Annotated in this window: 16 protein-coding genes; 7 read left to right on the top strand and 9 right to left on the bottom strand. The window is 56.9% G+C overall.

The genetic code is table 11. From position 1 onward, the window contains the following. Positions 1–78: 78 nt before the first annotated feature. The 7 genes from AUC61_RS11605 to AUC61_RS11635 form a co-directional block, all read right to left on the bottom strand. Entirely contained in the window at positions 79–303 is a 225-nt protein-coding gene (locus AUC61_RS11605; RefSeq protein WP_243246532.1) for a hypothetical protein, read from the bottom strand. A 101-nt stretch (positions 304–404) separates the two neighbouring features. Continuing rightward, positions 405–1,433, bottom strand: a complete 1,029-nt coding sequence (locus AUC61_RS11610) for a fimbrial protein (protein ID WP_243246185.1) — start codon at positions 1,431–1,433, stop codon at positions 405–407. 201 nt (positions 1,434–1,634) lie between these two features. Further along, positions 1,635–2,366, bottom strand: coding sequence for a fimbrial biogenesis chaperone (locus AUC61_RS11615; protein WP_243246186.1), 732 nt, complete (start codon positions 2,364–2,366; stop codon positions 1,635–1,637). Continuing rightward, positions 2,363–4,810, bottom strand: a complete 2,448-nt coding sequence (locus tag AUC61_RS11620) for a fimbria/pilus outer membrane usher protein (protein WP_243246533.1) — start codon at positions 4,808–4,810, stop codon at positions 2,363–2,365. The genes AUC61_RS11615 and AUC61_RS11620 overlap by 4 nt, the downstream gene beginning before the upstream one ends. Positions 4,811–5,052: 242 nt before the next feature. Next, positions 5,053–5,802, bottom strand: a complete 750-nt coding sequence (locus AUC61_RS11625) for a fimbrial biogenesis chaperone (protein WP_243246187.1) — start codon at positions 5,800–5,802, stop codon at positions 5,053–5,055. A 181-nt stretch (positions 5,803–5,983) separates the two neighbouring features. Continuing rightward, positions 5,984–6,568: a fimbrial protein gene (locus AUC61_RS11630; RefSeq protein ID WP_243246188.1), complete on the bottom strand. Its 585-nt coding sequence runs from the start codon at positions 6,566–6,568 to the stop codon at positions 5,984–5,986. A gap of 331 nt (positions 6,569–6,899) precedes the next feature. Continuing rightward, positions 6,900–7,271 carry a hypothetical protein gene (locus tag AUC61_RS11635; protein ID WP_243246189.1) on the bottom strand — a complete coding sequence of 124 codons (372 nt, stop codon included), beginning with the start codon at positions 7,269–7,271 and terminating at the stop codon, positions 6,900–6,902. 248 nt (positions 7,272–7,519) lie between these two features. Here AUC61_RS11635 and AUC61_RS11640 point away from each other — a divergent pair, with 248 nt between their 5' ends. The 5 genes from AUC61_RS11640 to AUC61_RS11660 all read left to right on the top strand — a co-directional run bounded on the left by AUC61_RS11640 (position 7,520) and on the right by AUC61_RS11660 (position 15,872). Then, complete coding sequence (locus AUC61_RS11640) at positions 7,520–8,680, top strand: efflux RND transporter periplasmic adaptor subunit (RefSeq protein WP_243246190.1); 1,161 nt, start codon at positions 7,520–7,522, stop codon at positions 8,678–8,680. Beyond that, on the top strand, positions 8,677–11,778 hold the full coding sequence (locus AUC61_RS11645) for a multidrug efflux RND transporter permease subunit (RefSeq protein ID WP_243246191.1): 3,102 nt from the start codon (positions 8,677–8,679) through the stop codon (positions 11,776–11,778). Before AUC61_RS11640 ends, AUC61_RS11645 begins: the two co-directional genes overlap by 4 nt. Before the next feature lie 223 nt (positions 11,779–12,001). Next, positions 12,002–12,685 (top strand): heavy metal response regulator transcription factor, encoded by a 684-nt coding sequence (locus AUC61_RS11650; protein ID WP_243246196.1) that lies wholly within the window; start codon positions 12,002–12,004, stop codon positions 12,683–12,685. After that, positions 12,682–14,046, top strand: coding sequence for a heavy metal sensor histidine kinase (locus AUC61_RS11655; RefSeq protein ID WP_243246197.1), 1,365 nt, complete (start codon positions 12,682–12,684; stop codon positions 14,044–14,046). The genes AUC61_RS11650 and AUC61_RS11655 overlap by 4 nt, the downstream gene beginning before the upstream one ends. Positions 14,047–14,375: 329 nt before the next feature. Beyond that, entirely contained in the window at positions 14,376–15,872 is a 1,497-nt protein-coding gene (locus AUC61_RS11660) for a GGDEF domain-containing protein (RefSeq protein WP_243246198.1), read from the top strand. A gap of 102 nt (positions 15,873–15,974) precedes the next feature. Here the strand turns inward: AUC61_RS11660 and AUC61_RS11665 are convergent, their stop codons facing one another. Further along, positions 15,975–16,454: a PA2169 family four-helix-bundle protein gene (locus AUC61_RS11665; protein WP_243246199.1), complete on the bottom strand. Its 480-nt coding sequence runs from the start codon at positions 16,452–16,454 to the stop codon at positions 15,975–15,977. Positions 16,455–16,674: 220 nt separating this feature from the next. Here AUC61_RS11665 and AUC61_RS11670 point away from each other — a divergent pair, with 220 nt between their 5' ends. Both AUC61_RS11670 and AUC61_RS11675 read left to right on the top strand, forming a co-directional pair. Beyond that, positions 16,675–16,914: a DUF3820 family protein gene (locus AUC61_RS11670; protein ID WP_122665573.1), complete on the top strand. Its 240-nt coding sequence runs from the start codon at positions 16,675–16,677 to the stop codon at positions 16,912–16,914. Between the two features lie 175 nt (positions 16,915–17,089). Further along, positions 17,090–18,265, top strand: a complete 1,176-nt coding sequence (locus AUC61_RS11675) for an aminotransferase class V-fold PLP-dependent enzyme (protein ID WP_243246200.1) — start codon at positions 17,090–17,092, stop codon at positions 18,263–18,265. 118 nt (positions 18,266–18,383) lie between these two features. Here the strand turns inward: AUC61_RS11675 and AUC61_RS11680 are convergent, their stop codons facing one another. Beyond that, a complete protein-coding gene (locus tag AUC61_RS11680; RefSeq protein ID WP_122665387.1) occupies positions 18,384–19,058 on the bottom strand; it encodes a bifunctional 4-hydroxy-2-oxoglutarate aldolase/2-dehydro-3-deoxy-phosphogluconate aldolase in 675 nt (224 codons plus the stop codon). Positions 19,059–19,068: the final 10 nt, after the last annotated feature.

Here is a 19,068-nt window from a genome sequence, read left to right on the forward strand (position 1 = left end):
TCGGCAGCTCCTACAGGGAATTGAGCTAGCAGGGAAACACAGAATCCCGCATCGCCCTCACAACATCCCGCCTACGGTTTAGCGCTTGCCCATCGACTTGCGCGTGCCGTGGGGCGCGGCACCAGGGGTTTTGTTGTGGCCGTGCTTGTTCGACTTCTGGTACCAGGGCTGGTCCGTTTTCGACTGCGCGAAGTCTGCAGGCTTGAAAGGAAAGCTGAACGCAGGGACCGGCGCCTTTTTGTCCGTAGCCGAATCTTCGGCAATGACAGTTTCAGGAGCCGGTGTTGGGTCGATAGAAGTCATGAAAAGCTCCAGAAATTGGCAATCAGTCGTCGAAAGGTCGCGCAGCATACCTGAATCATTTACCCGCCGCCTGCACAGCCGGAACCTCCTATCGGCTGAAGCTATTTGTAGAACAGGTCCACCATGACTTCAGCCTCGAAAGGTCCGGCTTTAGGATTGTTTTTTTGCCAGACCAGCTCGGCATTGAAGTCCACACTGCTCGTCTGGGTGTCATTGAGCAGATCAGCCAGATGAAAAGGCTCGTTGTAACTCAACACGGATTCATCACGAGCGCTGAGGATGCGAATACCCACGCTGTCGTTGGCAACAGGGATCAGGTAGTTGCCTGACAATTTGCCACTGACCGGCTTGAAGCGCGCGCCCAGGCTGAACGGTGAATCACAACTGCGTCGGGTGACAAGCGAGAACGGCCGGCGCTCGATGACCTTGCCCACCGCGACCTGCTGAATACCGACGTTGCCGAATTCCACGGTTTCAGGCACGACTTGCAACTGCGCATCGCAAGCCACAAATCGTAGCCCGCTGAGGTTATTGATCCGGTAATTGAGGCTTTGATCCGGCAGCGGATTGAGCCCCTTGGCGCTGTCGAGCTGGAACACCCGGTAATCAAGCAAATCGCTGGCAACGCCGGAGTGAGGGATTGGCCCGAACTTCTGAATGAACACGGAAAACGCCAGGTTGAATCGAACCTTGGGGCAAGCGCCGATATTGCCCTCGCCTTCGTGACAAACGGGCAGGTAATGACCCGTACCGATTCGTCCGCTGCTCTGCGCATGGTCGACTCCCGCCAACGTGATGCCAGCCCGAATGCCCTGGCCGACTTTCAGGTTGTCAGGATTGAGGTAAAGGACGACTTCTTCCTGAGCTGCCAGCGCGCCGTCCTTGGCGCATTCGACCTGAAGGTCCATACGCTCGGATCGCCAGACAACCTCCCCGTCGGGCACGCTTGCAGGGATCGCCACGCTGCTGTCCAGATCAGCCCGAACCACCGTTTCCCCCGAGCCTTGAGTTTTGCAGACCACCGCGAAACCGGTGGCCGGGGTTAGCAACAGAGCCAGCAGAAGCAAGGCTCTGCAGGCGCCGCCCGGTCGCCAATGCACCTCGCTGTCGCGCAGCAAACTCGGCTTCATGTGGGAGCGGTGCTTGCCCGCGATAAAGGCGACGCAGTCTGAAGGATAAAACGCGGTGTTTTTATCGCGGGCAAGCACCGCTCCCACATGAAAATCGTATCTATTCGGTGATTTATATTTTGCTGGACAGGAACGCACGTCTACAGGGAAGGCATTCCCGTGCAGAAAATCACGTGCAGTCTGGAGATAGGTATTCATCATTCAGCAGTCCTTTTGCCGGTGTTCCGTGTTATCAAAGCCATCGTCCGTGCCTGCCGCGCAGTAAAGGTCAGCCCCGCCGTAATCGTTCAACGCCTTGAAAGAAAGGTTTCGCCTACCGAGAGCGGCAGGTATCGGGATGTCTTGGCTCGTGCCTGGCGCCAAGAGGAGGTAGTCGCTGGCAGCCACCCCGCCCAGCCGTACATCCTGTAACGCGGCATGGTAAGAAGTCGGGTTACTCACGCGCAGCGAGGTTGAGGCCAGTGTCCAGCGCAGCCGGTAGGCGGTTGCAGCAGGATCATCAGTAAGCCCGACGGGACGATAAAACAGGTTGATGCGCTGGCGAATGGCAATGCTCAACGCGTTGGTGACTTGAGTGCGCCTTGGAATTTCCAGTACATACAGGTGCAGCAAGGACTCTTCGGTCAGCGGCATGCCCTGACCTTGATACAGAACCCTGATTGTTTGCCTGCCGCGCGCTTCCAGATGCGCCAATTGAGGGCTGAGCACGAATGGCAGCTCGACGGCGGCACCGTCAAGACTGCCGTCAATGTTGGCCGGATCGCTTAGCCAGGACTGGATCAACACTTCATGCTCACTGCGATTGACGACTTCAAGGCTTGCTTCGGGGAAGCGGCCATCGAAGATCAGCCGCGTCCCGCTCAGGGACACCGCAGCATGCACACTAAAACTCGCCAGCAACGCAGCAAGCCCCACATAAACAAGCGTCTTCATTGGCAAATCACCCGGATACGCTCGTAGGCACGCAGCGGATCACGAGCTGGCAACGAGAACGGTGCACGACAGCTTTGATCGGCCCACCTGACACGTAACTCACTGCTGTCCTGTTCGCTCAGGACAAGCGCCCGACCGGTGGGATCAACCAGCGCCAAAGCTTTGCCTTCAGGCGTTTCGACACTCGCCCCAAAAGGCACTTTGCTACCATTGCCTTGAACCAACTCGAACTGTACACGGCGCCCGGTTGAGGCCTTGAAGCGCACCACAGGCATAGCGCCGCGACGCGGGACAATCTGGTTGACCGCGTTATCCAGCTCAACGTCCGCGCCGAGTTGCCGGGTATCCAGGCTTATCCAGTTGCTTCGATAAGGCTGCGCATACGGCAATACCGCGTAGCCATTGGCAGCGGTCTCGACATTGCTGAAGCTGGTCAGTCTGGCTCCGCCGACCTTCGGCACCTCCACCAGAGCAAAGGTTTCCCCCAGTGACTGCCCCAGGTTTATGCCCCCACCATGAACCAGCACAGAACCGGAAGCACCCAGGCTCAAGGCGTTGTAGTCACGCCCTTGGCTATAACCTGCCTCGAAGCGGCCGTAGGGCTGAGTAGTGTTGAGTTTTCCGGAGCCAAAACTGCCTGAACTGCTGTCATGCCCGGCCTGTACCGAATAGAACGCGTGGCGCTGATCAAGGACCTGGCCACTGAGGCCCGCTTGAGCGTTGTACTCGCCTGCGCTGTCTCGTACACCATTGAAAGACAGCCGCGAAGCACTGGTGCTTTCACCCAGTGGCAAGGTCAGGCTGACGGCGATTCTATTGTCGCTCTCACCCTGCCCGTCGCGACCGAAATCACGATTATTTTCCAGCGACAGGCTGTAACTGAGCGACCGCCAGGCAGCGTTATACGCCAGGTAGAACTGCCGGGTTTTGCCTTCCATGCGCCAATACCGCTGTTCCGAGGCCGTGAGACTCAGGCTGCCAAACTGCGCAGGCAAGGTTTGAGTCACATTCAGCTCCATGCGGTCTTTCGGACGGCCGATCATTGCCCGGCGAAAACGCGCGCGAGCTGATTCGACGTGCTCGTTCAAGGACAGGTAAAGGTCGGTGGAATATCGATAACCGGCCACTGCAAACGTGGTGTCGGTGGCATTCAAGGTATTGGCGTATCGCAGGCGCACACTCTGTCCCGCCTGACTCTGCTGATCGGTCTCGCTGATGGAGTGGGTCAGGTCGGCTGACAGTGCGCCGTATCCGGTATTGAGACCGGCGCCAACATTGGTCGCCTGGTAATCATCAGCCAACTGCAAACCACCAAAGCCCGTGACCCGTTCGGACACGCCGTAGATCAAACCGAGGCTGGCAAATATCGGGGTTGCGGCGTCATCGCTGCCGCTGTCGACCTGTCCTGCTGCAAGGCTGTAGCGAAATACACCTTCGGGCACCATGATTGGCAGAGAAGCATAGGCTTGGGTGAAAGAGCGCCGACGACCATCGGCTTCAATAATGGTGACTTGCAGATCACCATTGGAGCCGCTCGGGTAGATATCACTGATCTCGAACGGACCCGGTGACACGTTGCCGCTGTAGAGCAAAAAACCATTTTGCCGAACTTCCACCGACGCGTTGGTTTCGGCAGTGCCGCGAATCACCGGCGCATAGTTACGCTCACTGTCGGGCAGCATCGCATCGTCGGAGCTGACGCCCACCCCCAGAAAACGCACACTGTCGAAGATCTGTGAATCGGTGAACGTTTCGCCAAGGGTCAACTGACTGCGCAGCGTACTCAGATCCCGTTGTAGATAAGTACGGTTACTGCTGAAGCGATAAGACTGATTATCACCATAGGCCAGTGAAGATTCGTTGCGTAAACGCCATGCGCCAAGATTCAGGCCATTGCGCAGCCCCAGATAGTACTGATCGGTTTTCTCACGCTGGTTGCTGCGACGCACAGCGTTGAACGAGTAGCTGGCAAAACCTACTGATTCTCCCCCATCCCATAACTCCGGTGGCACATAACCTCTGGCGCTGCGCTGCATGACAGCTTGGGGCACGCTGATGTTCAGACGTAGCGTGCCGGGTTGGTACTCAACACGTGCAAACTCGACACGTGCTGGCAAGTCATAACACGCCTGCGGACTTTGCTGCGGCTGTCCAGTCTGCAGGCGCTCGATATCAAGACCGAAAGCCTGAAGCATCTCCAGCGTCAGACAAGGCCCGATACGACCGGATAAAGAGTCGCTGACGAAGGCGATGTCGCGCCGACCGCTCAATGCACGATTGACGTAAATATCCACCCGATAGGTTCCGGGCAACACCGTATTGGCCTGCAAGAATTCGGTGAGCTCCGGCGGCTGGTCACTGCCCTGAATGAATGCGGTATTGAACTTCACAACGGCGACCGGCGCACCCTCGACAGCCCTGGTCTGCTCCGCCAGCAAGGGCATTAAAGCCAATGCCATAGCACCTTTCAAACACGTTGATTTGAACCCCTTTGTTAACGGCAGGATGGATCCCGGGGTTAATTCCCCAATGTTCTTGTAAAGCCATTCCATTAGCTGCTTCCACTCGATCTAGAAGTTCTGGGTCACACCCGAATCCCTTTCAGGCAGACACACAACTACTGAGCCGTCGCGCATGACGCGGCTCAAATTGGGTAAGTAAGGCGTGATGTAAAACTACGTGGCGGCTATCGAGGTTCCACCTTGACGGCCCGGGTGATTTCGCCTGTTTTCAGCGCAGCGCGATAAGCAATCTGACCGCCGAAATCATTAATGCTGATAAAACTCAGCACCGCTCCATCACCGGGCGAACTCAACGGCAGTTGCAGTTGCTGTCCGGGAGCGATCATCTGGCTGTCTTTGCTCAGCAACTCACTGCCGGCACGTTGTACGGCGATCATGACCATCGAGACATGAAACGGCCCGGGATTTTCAACGTGCACGGTATTATTTGCAGTCAGCTTCCAGCGCAGGTTATCGGGTGCTTCGGCGGCATCACCCGCCAACCCTTTGGGCCGGAAGAACAGCTTCATGCGCTGCCGAATCGCGATCTGCAATGTGTTTTGCGCGGCAACCTGGGGGATTTCCTGGACGTTAAGCCAGAGTACTGACTCCCGATCCTGTGGCATGTCCATCCCGGCATGGATAATCCGTACCAGTTGCCTGCCATCACCCGGTAAGCGGGCTATTGCCGGAGTGATGACAAAGGGCAGATTATTCGGATCCGCATATTCAGCCGTTGGCTCCAGCCAACTTTGCACAAGGATCTCTTTATTTCCGACGTTATGTACGCCGAAGCTGACTTCCTTGTCTGACGCGGGATAGATGATGCGTGTGGTGTTTATCACGATGCTTGCCTGCGCACTGGCGCTGAGCAGCAATAGCCACCCAGCTGCTGAAACCAGCAGGACCACACGACGCTGTAAGAACAAAAACATGCTGACGCTCGCCTTGTACTTGATATGAAACATCACAGCGTCTTTGATAAGACACTGCCCGCAGGACCAGGCTTGAACCGCGAGCGGTTAAAGCTGGTCCTGCGGACGTCCATACCTTTCAATATTCTATGGAGATGCGTAACCGCAGACGGAACGAGTGCTGCTCGCTCCGGCCAGCGTATTACTCGTAATCCAGCGTGAACGGCAGGTCGCCCATGGCGGTACCTGGCCGGGGTGCCGTGCCGTTGAGCATGTAGACGCCAGCCAGGTTGAGCTCAGCGGTGGCACCATCAGCGCCGTCCTTGACCAGTGGTTTGTCAATGGTTCCAGTGCCGGACAGATCCATCAGTTGATTCGAAGCGTTAAGCACGCCGATGGCAACACCGCCTGCCGAACCGGTGACACGAAGTAGCTTGCTGTCATTGTCATCCGTGCCATGGCCCATTCCGGCTTTAAAGCGCATCTTCACCAGATTGTATTGATCGGCGCCCGCAGTGCAGTTGACCAGCAACTGGATAGGCGTCGCGGTCTCGAGCCTGTTTTCGCCAGAGGTGCCAATTTCAGAGAACGAAACATTGCCCAGATCAACAGCAATATCGCCAGGCTGATTGCCCGGGCCAGTGCCTGTACCAGGTGCAACGCTGCAGGAAATATTGGTCAGGGTGCCGGTAAATTTCAGCACGCCATTGTTCGCAGCATTGGCCGTATTGGTCAGGCTCAAAGCCATAGCGCCACTAATGGCCAGCGCAAGAGTGATAGTTTTCATATTAACGACATTCCTTGTGTTATTTCGTGTACGCCCTGAATCGGACGCCACGCACTATAAGGTTCGATCTTTGTGATCGATGTCGTCTTTGTTACTTTGACAAAATGGATTAACCCACACAACTTGCAGGAACTTTCCGTAGGACTAACCCCGAACTCTCGCGCAGGCCACGTGATGTATAGCCTGGCGACAATACCTGATAATAGAGGTCAGGTAAAACCTCATACAAAGTCGACCGAAACACGACAGACGCCGAAGTTTTTAACTACCCAGCCTTGCACTTGTATGCTCAAGCGCAAGGTTTAGCAGCCAGCGGTTAACTTCCATAATGCTATTGGTAGGTAAGCGTCAGAATCCCCGCACCGGCGCGGTCATTACTGGAGAGTGCTACCGGCAGCGCCTGATACTGAGCAGAGAATGGAATGACTGACGCAGTGCAGGCATTGTGCAAAGTGTCGACGACGAAGGACAGGTGCTCAGACACCTTGACCCGTTGAGTATTGGCCGCTTCTTGCGCATTCGTCGACTGCAGCACCGCACAACTGGAGTTGCTGATATGCCCGGTAAAACTCAGTTGCCCTTCGGACGCTTGCGCCACCGAAACGCTCATGCAGAGGGAAGCCACTATCACAAGGGCGGCAACCTTTCGCACCTCATGAGCGACGTCCAGGCAACGATTAAAACTTGAGACGCTGCGTTCCATAGGCTTGCTCCAGGTTATACGTTCTGATCAGTACAAAGAGTCAAAGGGAACGAGCAGTAAATTTCCGCAGATTCCTTTCTATGGATATCGTCTCGGGCCGGGGTTTCTTGATAACGTTCGCGGGTCGCGCGCTTTTCTTGCTGACAATTCTGACAGGCGGCCGTCACTCTGCTGACCGGGTTGGCGGGTTATAAGAGACAAGCCAACATCGACACACTTCCCTATCCCGACTTTCCGGCGTCTCTCGAATGCGTAAACAGACCAGAACCGTCCTTGCCGTTGCTGTCATCGTAGGCTTGATCGGTGTTTCCAGCTGGAGTCTGACCCGTCCGGCCACTGCAAAAATAAGCGCGCCGGTGGCGGTACCTGTCAAAGTTGTCAAAGTGACCGAGGAGGATGTACCTCGCTTCGTGACGGGGATAGGTTCGGTGCTGTCGCTGCACAGTGTGGTGATCAGGCCCCAGGTGGACGGCATCCTCACCAAAGTGCTGGTCAAGGAAGGGCAAACGGTCAAAGCCGGAGATCTGTTGGCGACGATTGATGACCGGGCAATCCGCGCAACACTGGAACAAGCCAAAGCGCAGCTCGCGCAAAGCAAGGCGCAACTGGACATGGCTCAGGTTGATCTGAAGCGCTATCGATTGCTCAGCGAAGACAACGGCATTTCCAAACAAACCTTCGACCAGCAGCAAGCCACGGTTCATCAACTCAAAGCCACTGCGATGGGCAACGACGCAGCAATCAACGCCGCGCAAGTGCAGTTGTCGTATACACAGATTCGCTCACCGGTGACCGGCCGGGTCGGGATTCGTAATGTCGACGAAGGCAACTTCCTGCGCGTCAGCGATGCCCAGGGCCTGTTTTCCGTCACACAGATCGATCCGGTCTCAGTCGAATTCTCGCTGCCGCAACAGATGCTGCCGACCTTGCAAGGTTTGATCGCCTCCAGCACACCAGCGGCGGTCAAAGCCTTTCTCGGTGATGGCGACAACGGCACTCTGCTGGGTGACGGCAAGCTGACATTGATCGACAACCAGGTCTCGGCCACCACCGGAACCATTCGCGCCAAGGCCGAGTTCAGTAATTCGAAACAGTTATTGTGGCCGGGCCAGTTGGTCACGGTAAAAATCCAGACAGCCGTTGAGCGCGATGCCCTGCGAGTACCTCCACAGGTGGTACAGCGCGGCATCGACCAGCACTTCGCCTTCAGGGTCAATGGTGACAAGGTCGAGGTCGTTCCGGTGCAGGTGCTGTATCAGGACAGTGCCCTGATGCTGATATCAGGCCCCAAGGCAGGCGACGTGCTGGTCAGCGACGGCCAGTCACGACTGAAGGCCGGATCGCGCATCGAAGTGCTGCGCGACACAACCGAGAATAGCCAGACGGCCAACCTGGACGGCACACGATGAAGGGCCGCGGATCTATTTCAGCGTGGTGCGTAGACCATCCGGTCGCCACCTTGCTGCTGACGTTTGCCATGGTTCTGTTAGGGGCGATTGCCTTCCCTCGCCTGCCGGTTGCACCGCTGCCGGAGGCGGAGTTTCCGACCATTCAGGTGACAGCCCAATTGCCGGGTGCAAGTCCGGAAACCATGGCGTCGTCGGTCGCGACACCGTTGGAGGTGCAATTCAGCGCGATCCCCGGCATGACCCAGATGACGTCCAGCAGCGCGCTAGGCTCCACTAACCTGACCCTGCAATTCACCCTCAATAAAAGTATCGATACCGCCGCGCAGGAAGTTCAGGCCGCGATCAATACCGCAGCGGGCCGCCTTCCCGCTGACATGCCCAATTTGCCAACATGGCGCAAGGTCAACCCGGCCGACAGCCCGGTGTTGATTCTCAGCGTCAGCTCCAATCTGATGCCGCCCACCGAACTCAGTGACGTCACCGAGTCGCTGCTGGCACGACAACTCAGCCAGATTGACGGTGTGGGTCAGGTGTTCATTACCGGCCAGCAACGCCCGGCGATTCGCGTGCAGGCTGCGCCGGAGAAACTGGCCGCGCTGGGTCTGACGCTGGCGGACATCCGTGTCGCGGTACAGCAAACCAGTCTTAACCTCGCCAAAGGTGCGTTGTACGGCAAAGACAGCGTGTCCACGATCGCTTCCAACGACCAGCTGTTCAGGCCTCAGGATTACGCGCAACTGATCGTTTCCTACAAGGACGGCGCGCCGGTGCACCTGAAGGATGTGGCGCGGGTCATCAACGGCTCAGAAAACGCTTACGTGCAGGCCTGGTCGGGTGATCAGCAAGGCGTCAACGTTACGATCTTCCGCCAGCCCGGCGCAAACATCGTGGAAACCGTGGATCGCATTCAGCGCGAACTCCCACGTCTGCTGGAAATGCTTCCGGCATCAGTGGATGTTTCGGTGCTCAATGACCGTACCCGAACCATTCGCGCCTCGCTGCATGAAGTGGAAATGACGCTGGTGATCGCCATTCTGCTGGTGGTCGCGGTCATGGCGCTGTTCCTGCGTCAGCTCTCGGCAACCCTGATCGTCAGCGCGGTGCTGGGGGTCTCGCTGGTTGCCAGTTTCGCAATGATGTACGTGTTTGGTTTCAGCCTGAACAACCTGACGCTGGTTGCGATTGTGGTGGCCGTCGGGTTCGTGGTGGACGATGCCATTGTTGTGGTGGAGAACATCCACCGACACCTTGAGGCAGGTGACGGCATGCGCGAAGCGGCGATCAAGGGTTCGGGAGAAATCGGCTTCACGGTGGTGTCCATCAGCTTCTCGCTGGTGGCGGCCTTTATCCCGTTGTTGTTCATGGGCGGCGTGGTCGGGCGGCTGTTCAAGGAGTTCGCCCTGACCGCGACCGCGACCATTCTGATCTCGGTCGTCGTTTCACTGACCCTGGCTCCAACACTGGCAGCGCTGTTCATGCGCGCGCCAAAACATGATCCGCATGGGAAGCCGGGTTTCAGTGAACGTCTGTTGGCGCTTTACGAACGCGGACTGAACAAGGCGCTGGCCCATCAACGGATCATGCTCGGGATTTTCGGGTTGACGCTGGTACTGGCTGGGGTTGGCTACGTGCTGATTCCGAAAGGTTTCTTTCCGGTGCAAGACACGGCTTTTGCCCTTGGCACCAGTGAAGCTGCGGCAGATATTTCCTACCCCGACATGGTGGAAAAACACCTGCAACTGGCAAAAATCGTCGGTGCCGATCCTGCCGTTCAGGCGTTCTCCCACTCGGTTGGCGTCAGCGGCAGCAACCAGACCATCGCCAACGGACGCTTCTGGATCTCCCTCAAACCTCGGGGTGAGCGTGACGTGTCGGTGAGTGAATTCATCGACCGGATACGTCCTAAGCTGGCGAAGATACCCGGCATCGTCCTGTATTTGAGGGCCGGGCAAGACATCAACCTCAGCCCCGGCCCGAGCCGCAGCCAGTATCAGTATGTGCTCAAGAGCAATGACGGTCCGCTGCTCAACACCTGGACCCAGCGCCTGACGGAAAAGCTGCGAAGCAATCCGGCATTCCGCGACCTGTCCAACGACCTGCAACTGGGCGGCAGCGTCACTCACATCAATATTGATCGTAGCGCCGCTGCCCGTTTCGGGCTGACCACCAATGACGTTGACCAGGCCCTGTACGACGCGTTCGGTCAACGGCAGATCAGCGAATTCCAGACCGAGATCAACCAGTACAAAGTGATTCTGGAACTGGACGCCAAACAACGTGGCAAGGCCGAAAGCCTGGCGTATTTTTATCTGCGCTCGCCCCTGACAAACGAGATGGTGCCACTGTCGGCGCTGGCCAAAGTCGGCGCCCCGACCATGGGTCCGTTGTCGATTGCCCATGACGGCATGTTCCCGGCGGCAAACCTGTCCTTCAACCTGTCGCCAGGTGTGGCCCTGGGGGATGCGGTGCGCATGGTTGATCAGGCCAAGAACGAGATCGGCATGCCAGCGTCAATCATTGGCAACTTCCAAGGCGCGGCTCAGGCATTTCAGAGCTCGCTGGCCAATCAACCCTGGTTGATTCTCGCGGCGCTGGTGGCGGTGTACATCATTCTCGGGGTGCTTTATGAGAGCTTCGTCCACCCGCTGACTATTATTTCCACCCTGCCCTCGGCGGGTATCGGCGCGCTGCTGTTGTTGTGGTTGATGGGACAGGATTTTTCGATCATGGCCTTGATCGGCGTGGTGCTGCTGATCGGCATCGTCAAGAAGAACGGTATCCTGCTGGTGGACTTCGCCCTTGAGGCACAACGCGACCGAGGCATGAGCCCGCTGGACGCCATTCATGAAGCCTGCCTGACGCGTTTCCGCCCGATCATCATGACGACATTGGCCGCACTGCTGGGCGCCCTGCCCTTGATGCTCGGTTATGGCGTCGGCGCCGAACTGCGCCAGCCGCTGGGGATTGCCGTGGTCGGCGGCTTGCTGGTCAGCCAGATGCTGACGCTGTTTACGACGCCGGTGATTTATTTGCAGCTGGAGCGGGTGTTTCATAAACGAAAGGCTGAGGCTGAGCCGGCTTTAGTCATGCAAAAGTGATGACCAATAAGAAACCTGTAGGGGCCGATGTCTGACAGCAAGCAATGGACCTGTAGGAGCTGCCGAAGGCTGCGAAGCATTTATCCTGACATACAGCGATCGCAGCCTTCGGCAGCTCCTACAGAAGATGCGCTTCAATTCAGTGGTATGCGCGTTGTTTGATAAGAGCCCACAAGGTCCAGCGCATTTAAAAAGTTATGGTTTACCTATCGAGAACTGCCCCATGCGTGTCCTGATCATCGAAGACGAAGAGAAGACCGCGGATTACCTGCATCGCGGTCTGACCGAGCAAGGCTTTACCGTAGACCTCGCCCGCGATGGTATCGAGGGGCTGCACCTGGCGCTGGAGAGCGATTACGAAGTGATCATTCTCGACGTGATGCTGCCCGGTCTGGATGGCTTTGGCGTATTGCGCACGTTGCGCGCACGCAAGCAGACGCCAGTGATCATGCTGACCGCCCGCGAACAAGTGGACGACCGTATCCGCGGCCTTCGCGAAGGGGCCGATGACTACCTGGGCAAACCGTTCTCGTTCCTTGAACTGGTCGCCCGCCTGCAGGCCCTGACCCGACGCAGCAGCGGCCACGAACCGGTACAGATCAGCATTGCCGACCTGTGGATCGACCTGATCAGCCGCAAGGCTACTCGCGCCGGACTGCGCCTGGACCTCACCGCCAAAGAGTTCTCGCTGCTCAGTGTGCTGGCGCGTCGGCAAGGGGAAATCCTGTCCAAGACATCCATCGCCGAAATGGTCTGGGATATCAATTTCGATAGCGACGCCAATGTCGTCGAAGTCGCGATAAAACGCTTGCGCGCCAAACTGGACGGGCCATTCGAACAGAAATTGCTGCACACCATTCGCGGCATGGGCTACGTGTTGGAGAGCCGCGCCGGAGAGCCGCAGTGAAGACTGACTCGATTGCCCTGCGTCTGAGCGGCCTGTTTGCACTGGTGGCATTGCTGGTCTTCACCCTGATCGGCTGGGCCTTGTACTTGCAGGTCGACAGAAGCATGGCATTGCTACCGGAGGCCGAGGCCGAGGCGCGTTACAGCGTGCTCGAATCTGCGGTCAACCGGCACAGCGACATCGAACACTGGGGGCGGATCAAAAGCAAACTCAAGCTGCTCAGTGAAGAAGACAAGCGTCTGCGCTTTTGGGTTGTCAGTGACAATCCAACCTACGAATTCGGCAATCCGGATGCCGACATTCGCAGCTTCGCCAACGGCCCGCTGGGCATGCGCAACCTGAAAATTACCGGGCATGAGTTCCCGTTCAAGGTCTTGGTCAGCCAGTTTGAAGCCAAGGAAGAGCGCCCTCCTTTGCGATTTCTGATTGCTGTCGATACCGAAACTTTCCTGCAGACCCAACATGCTTTGATGATTGCCCTGATCGGCTTCGCAGCGCTGGGCATCTTGCTGGCTTCGGTGCTGGGTTACTGGGTCGCGCGTATTGGTCTGCGGCCGTTGACCAACCTGTCGCTGGAGGCACAAAAACTCGCACCACCCAGACTCTCCGGCCGACTGCAGATGACGCCATTGCCACCGGAACTCGACCAGTTCGTCACCTCGTTCAATTCGACACTGGAGCGGGTCGAACAGGCCTATGCGCGGTTGGAGTCGTTCAACGCCGATGTCGCCCACGAACTGCGCTCGCCCCTGACCAATCTTATCGGTCAGACTCAGGTCGCCCTGACCCGGGGCCGCTCGGCGGAACACTACTTCGAAGTGCTGCAATCGAATCTGGAAGAGCTCGAACGACTGCGTTCAATCATCAACGACATGCTGTTCCTGGCCAGCGCCGATCAGGGCAGCAAAGCCACAGAGTTGACCTGTGCCTCGCTGGCTCAGGAAGTGGCCACCACGCTGGATTATCTGGATTTCATTCTTGAAGATGCTCAGGTGCGCGTAGAAGTCCACGGCGACGCCCGCGTCCCGATGGAAAAAGCGCACTTGCGCAGGGCGCTTATCAACCTGCTGCACAACGCTGTGCAACACACTGAAGCGGGCCGGTTGATCCGCGTGGATATCACCGAAGAGGCTAACCATGTGAGCGTTGGCGTTGCCAACCCCGGTGCGCAAATTGCCAGCGAACACCTGCCCAAACTGTTCGAACGCTTTTATCGGGTAGACGCATCGCGCGCTAACAGTGGTGCAAACCACGGGCTGGGGCTGGCCATCGTTAAAGCCATTGCGTTAATGCATGGCGGCAGCGTGTTTGTACACAGCCGCGAGGGCATCAATACCTTCGGGATCAACTTGCCGTTGTGATGCCCTGCCCCGAGCCGAACAACGCACAGGCACCTGAGCTGGAACGCAGGATTGTTATGGATGATTCTATGTTTGCTCACACACTTGATCAGACCAAGCAACGCTCCCACAGGGATTTATGTCTGCAGTATGTGCTGTCTGCCAAACCTTAATGTCTTTCACGAAATAAAACGTATTCACATGCGCAATCAAAACACCCCTGTTTTGACGTGCCCCACATGAGTTATAAATACCGGGTCGACATTGATCCTGAATATACAAATTCTTCAAACTCTTTAAAAACAAAGCGTTGAAGAAGCATTTATCATTTTCCGAGTTCATCCCCAGCAATGATTGCTCCTCACGCCATGCAGGCATCTCGTAAAAATTGGCAGCGACCAGAAATTATTTTGATTTTCGGCAGTGTGCTGGCGATCACTGCCATCGCGATCATTGTCGTTTCGTTATTGATCCGCGAACGCCGGGATGCAAATGAAGCCGCCGCCCGGGCGTCTTCCAATATCGTGCGTCTGATCGATGCCGATGTATTGCGTAACGCCGAACTTTACGACACGTCACTGCAAGGCATGATCAACGCGTGGCAATTACCCGAGTTACACAGCATTGCGCCAAACTTGCGGCATCTGGTTTTGTTCGACCGCTCAACGGCAGCGCGGTACAAAGGAGACCTGCTATTACTCGACAAGGACGGCCGTATCCTTGCTGACTCCACCTCCCTCGAACCACGCCCCTATAACCTCGCCGAACGTCCGCACTTTCAGGAACACATGCGCAACCCGTCGCTGGACATGATGGTCGGCGCGCCCTTCAAGGCACGATGGGGCTTCAAGGACTGGTGCATCAGCTTCAGCCGCCGCATCTCCGGCGAAGACGGTTCGTTTCAGGGTATCGCCAGCGCCGCGATGCGTCTGGTGTATTTCAAACAGCTATTTCGCACGCTGGACATCGGCCCGGACAGCAACGTCACGTTGCTCAACACTGACGGCACGCTGCTCGCTCGTCACCCGGACATACCCGGCAGAGACATCATCGGCGAAAGCTTTGCATCCAGCCCCAATTTCAAACGCATTCTTGAAGAAGGTAACGGCAGCTTTTCCGGAATTTCGTCGGTGGACGGCAAGGAGCGGCTGTACACCTTCTCCCATGTCGGAGAGTTGCCGTTGATTGTGGTGGTAGGCCAGTCCGTGAAGGAGGTCTATGCCCTCTGGTACCGCAATGTGCTGCTGGTCGGCGCCGCTACCACCGTATTGTGTCTGGGCATTCTGTGGCTAAGCCTGTTGTTGCGCCGCGAGTTAGGACTGCGGCATCAGGCCGAGAGCGAACTTCGGGCTCGCGCGTCAACCGATGCCCTGACGGGATTGGCCAATCGGCGTCGGCTCGATGAAGTGATGAAAAGCGAATGGACACGAAGCATGCGCTCAGGCGAACCGCTCTCATTGCTGGTCATAGACGTCGATCACTTCAAAGCATTCAATGATCGTCACGGTCATCACGGCGGGGACGAAGCGCTACGCAACGTTGCATCCACCATCGCCCACAACATCAGAAGACCGGGCGACTTCGTTGCGCGATATGGCGGCGAGGAGTTCGTGGTGGTGCTGGGTGAGACGGGTCTGGAGGGCGCGCGCGTCATCGCCGAGCTCATCCGTAAAGCAGTGGAAGCGATTGCGCCCTACGCCAGCGATAGCCAGCCGATTACCGTGAGCATTGGCATCGCCTGCGCTGAGGCTAAAACGGGCGAAACAATCGACCTGCTGTTCAAGACGGCAGACGAAGCGTTGTACGCCGCCAAAAGCAAGGGTCGGAACCGGGTTGAACCGGGTTGACCGTCCCCTCCTGCGCGGTCCCACGTCCGAAACCAGTAGATCCCTGAACAGCAGCCAAAAAAAACGCCAGACTGGCTGGCGTTTTTTCAAGACGTTCAAGTCTTAGTGAGCTGCTTTCTCGGCACGAGCAGCGTTGCGCAGGTCACGAACTTTGTCGTGGTTGGCCTGAACGCCCTGCAGTTGCTTGTCGATCAGCGACTGTACGGCTTGTGGCAGGTCGTGCTTGGCTGCTTTCTCGCGTGCTTCTTTGTACGCTTTCAGCGCTACGTCTTCACCACGCTCCACTTCTTCGAGAATCGCTTTGTCATCTTTACCGGTCAGCGCCGACTTCAGATCAACCCAGGCACGGTGCAAGGTACCGCTTACGCTGGAAGACGTCTCTGGATCACCGCCCAGTGCACGTACTTGAGCCTGCAGTTCGGCGACCGACGTTTTGATTTCTGCCGAACGGCTCAGAAAGTAGGCTTTGATGGCCGGGTTTTTAATGTCTTCTGCACTGGTCTGAAAACCTTTCTCACCATCTTTGCTGGTTTCGATCAGGTCATTCAGAATGGAGATCGATTCTTTATTGATGTCAGTCATTTTCAAGTTCCTTATGGGCAGGTTTATACAAAATGATTTGCATGCATAAGTAATTGCAGGGCGCATGCCAGCTTTTTTGAAAACATTTACCCGTTTAAAATCAATAACTTAATTTAAACACCAGACAGATGGATCGTGATTTCTGCATGAACTGTCCTTTGGCCTGCATGCAGAATGCACGTATGGTTAAGGTGTCTAGAAATCAGGTGATACAGAAGTCATGGATCCGGAAAAACTTTTACTGCTGGTGACCCGCGAGATGCCGTTTGGCAAATATCAGGGACGTCTGCTGGCTGACCTACCGGGCCAGTATCTGAACTGGTTTGCGCGGGAAGGCTTCCCTAAAGGTGAGCTGGGTAGTTTGCTGGCACTGATGCAGGAAATCGATCATAACGGTCTGTCGGAGCTGCTTGATCCACTGCGCACCCGGCCCAGGAAGAAGTACAACGACCGCCAATAGCAACGGATTTCCGGGGCCGTGCAGATTGCCCCTGTAGGAGCTCACCGAGGTTACGAGGCCAGCGATAACGGTGTATCAGACAAAACGCTATCGCTGGCCTCGTAACCTCGGTGAGCTCCTACAGTTCAAAGTGGTTTCTACAGAATGAGTCATTCAGTCAGAAAGAGAGGACGCAATGCTTGAGCAACAGGCAAGGGATGAACAGTTCTGGCAGGGCATCGCTGGACGATATGACGTGGAACCAGGGCCGATTAATCTGGAGAACGGTTACTTCGGCCGCATGACCCGCGAGGTGCAGGAGAACTACCGGCGCAACATCGACTACGTGAACCGCAGCAACTCGGTGTACGTGCGGCGCCAGTTCGATACCCAAGACAGTGGCATGATCCACGCTCAACTGGCGCAACTGCTACAGGTCAGCGCGCAGGAAGTTGCCATTACCCGCTGCGCCTCCGAATCCCTGCAATCGCTGATCCGCAACTACAACCAGTTGCAGCCCGGTGATCAGGTGCTGATCTGCGACCTTGACTACATCAGTGTGCAAAGTGCCATGCGCTGGCTGGCGAAAAGCCGTGGCGTCGAAGTCATCGAAATCTCCCACGTCCACCCTGCCACCTACGACAGCCTGCTCAACAGCTATCGGCACGCGTTCGAGCAGTATCCGCGGCTCAAGCTGATGGCGCTGACTCATGTCACCCATCGCACCGGCCTGGTGATGCCGGTCAAGGCCATCGCCGATCTGGCCAAAGAGCATGGCGTTGATGTCATCCTCGACGGCGCACATGCGCTTGGGCAACTGGACTTCAAACTGGATGAACTGGGCGTGGCGTTCGCCGGGTACAACCTGCAGAAATGGATCGGCGCACCGTTGAGTCTGGGTTTTATCTACGTGGCCCGTGAGCGTATTACGGCTATCGACCCGGACATGGGCGACACCCGCTACGCTGCCGATGACATCCTGTCGCTGGTGCCTTATGGCACGCCGAACATCCCGGCGTGGATGACACTGCCCAAAGTATTTGAAGAGCATCTGGCAATAGGCGGTTCGGCAGCCAAAGGCGCACGTTTGAGCTACCTGCGTGACCTTTGGGTCAAGCCGGCAAGAGACCTGGAGCATGTTGAAATTCTGACCCCGGACGACCCGCGCCTGTATTGCGGGATCACCGCGTTGCGCTTTACCCGACAACAAGATCAACAACGGATGGCTGAGCGGTTGCTGGAGGAATACAACCTGTTCACTGTCGCCCGCCAGGGCGCTGCCTGTGGACCATGTATCCGGATTACGCCGGGGTTTACTACCTCGGCTGCGGATATGGGGTTGTTGGTGGAGGCGTTGCAGCAGTTGGACTGAGCAGCGGATTCCGAATTGTGGGAGCAGAGCTTGCTCGCGATACATAAGACGCAGCCAGAAGTCATACCGCGTTATCGTTTATCGCGAGCAAGCTCTGCTCCCACAAACCGCGGATTAATCAGTCAAACAACGCCATCGCCTGCGCGGTGGCTTCCTGGATGCGGCCCCAGTCGCCGTTCTTGACCCAGGCGTTGTCGATCATCCATGTCCCGCCCACGCACATCACATTGGGCTGGGCCATGTAGCTTTTGAGGTTGTCGGCGTTGACGCCGCCGGTTGGGCAAAAACGCACTTCATTGAACGGACCGCCGAGCGCCTTGATCGCAGCGACGCCGCCGCTGATTTCAGCCGGGAACAGCTTGAAGCGACGATAGCCCATGGCATAGCCAATCATGATTTCCGACGCACTGCTGATACCCGGCAACAGCGGCAACGGGCTGTCGAGCGCGGCTTGCAGCAAGTCCTGCGTACTGCCAGGCGTGACGATGAATTGCGAACCCGCCGCCTCGGCATCGGCCAGCATATGCCGGTCGAGAATAGTGCCAGCACCGACGCACAGCTCAGGGCGCTGCTCACGAAGAATACGGATTGCACTCAGGCCAAATGCCGAGCGCAAAGTGACTTCCAGCGCAGTCATGCCACCTGCGGCCAGGGCGTCAGCCAGAGGCAGTACGTCCTCGTCGCGAAGGATGGTAATGACCGGCAAAATTTTTGCCTTGGCGCAGAGTTCGTCAATCTGCTTGATCTTGTTCGCCATGCTGTTAAGCGGCTGAGTGTTATCGACGGTGTTCATGGCGGCGGAT

Source organism: Pseudomonas maioricensis (genome assembly GCF_022790535.1).
Lineage (GTDB): Bacteria > Pseudomonadota > Gammaproteobacteria > Pseudomonadales > Pseudomonadaceae > Aquipseudomonas > Aquipseudomonas maioricensis.

What these genes read in the sequence shown, in the direction of transcription:
- AUC61_RS11640 (WP_243246190.1), top strand. Translation starts at nt 7,520, where the DNA reads ATGCGTAAACAGACCAGAACCGTCCTTGCCGTTGCTGTCATCGTAGGC.
- AUC61_RS11665 (WP_243246199.1), bottom strand. Translation starts at nt 16,454, where the DNA reads ATGACTGACATCAATAAAGAATCGATCTCCATTCTGAATGACCTGATC.
- AUC61_RS11650 (WP_243246196.1), top strand. Translation starts at nt 12,002, where the DNA reads ATGCGTGTCCTGATCATCGAAGACGAAGAGAAGACCGCGGATTACCTG.
- AUC61_RS11680 (WP_122665387.1), bottom strand. Translation starts at nt 19,058, where the DNA reads ATGAACACCGTCGATAACACTCAGCCGCTTAACAGCATGGCGAACAAG.
- AUC61_RS11610 (WP_243246185.1), bottom strand. Translation starts at nt 1,433, where the DNA reads ATGAAGCCGAGTTTGCTGCGCGACAGCGAGGTGCATTGGCGACCGGGC.
- AUC61_RS11635 (WP_243246189.1), bottom strand. Translation starts at nt 7,271, where the DNA reads ATGGAACGCAGCGTCTCAAGTTTTAATCGTTGCCTGGACGTCGCTCAT.
- AUC61_RS11670 (WP_122665573.1), top strand. Translation starts at nt 16,675, where the DNA reads ATGGATCCGGAAAAACTTTTACTGCTGGTGACCCGCGAGATGCCGTTT.
- AUC61_RS11660 (WP_243246198.1), top strand. Translation starts at nt 14,376, where the DNA reads ATGATTGCTCCTCACGCCATGCAGGCATCTCGTAAAAATTGGCAGCGA.
- AUC61_RS11675 (WP_243246200.1), top strand. Translation starts at nt 17,090, where the DNA reads ATGCTTGAGCAACAGGCAAGGGATGAACAGTTCTGGCAGGGCATCGCT.
- AUC61_RS11630 (WP_243246188.1), bottom strand. Translation starts at nt 6,568, where the DNA reads ATGAAAACTATCACTCTTGCGCTGGCCATTAGTGGCGCTATGGCTTTG.
- AUC61_RS11605 (WP_243246532.1), bottom strand. Translation starts at nt 303, where the DNA reads ATGACTTCTATCGACCCAACACCGGCTCCTGAAACTGTCATTGCCGAA.
- AUC61_RS11620 (WP_243246533.1), bottom strand. Translation starts at nt 4,810, where the DNA reads ATGCCCTTGCTGGCGGAGCAGACCAGGGCTGTCGAGGGTGCGCCGGTC.
- AUC61_RS11645 (WP_243246191.1), top strand. Translation starts at nt 8,677, where the DNA reads ATGAAGGGCCGCGGATCTATTTCAGCGTGGTGCGTAGACCATCCGGTC.
- AUC61_RS11625 (WP_243246187.1), bottom strand. Translation starts at nt 5,802, where the DNA reads ATGTTTTTGTTCTTACAGCGTCGTGTGGTCCTGCTGGTTTCAGCAGCT.
- AUC61_RS11615 (WP_243246186.1), bottom strand. Translation starts at nt 2,366, where the DNA reads ATGAAGACGCTTGTTTATGTGGGGCTTGCTGCGTTGCTGGCGAGTTTT.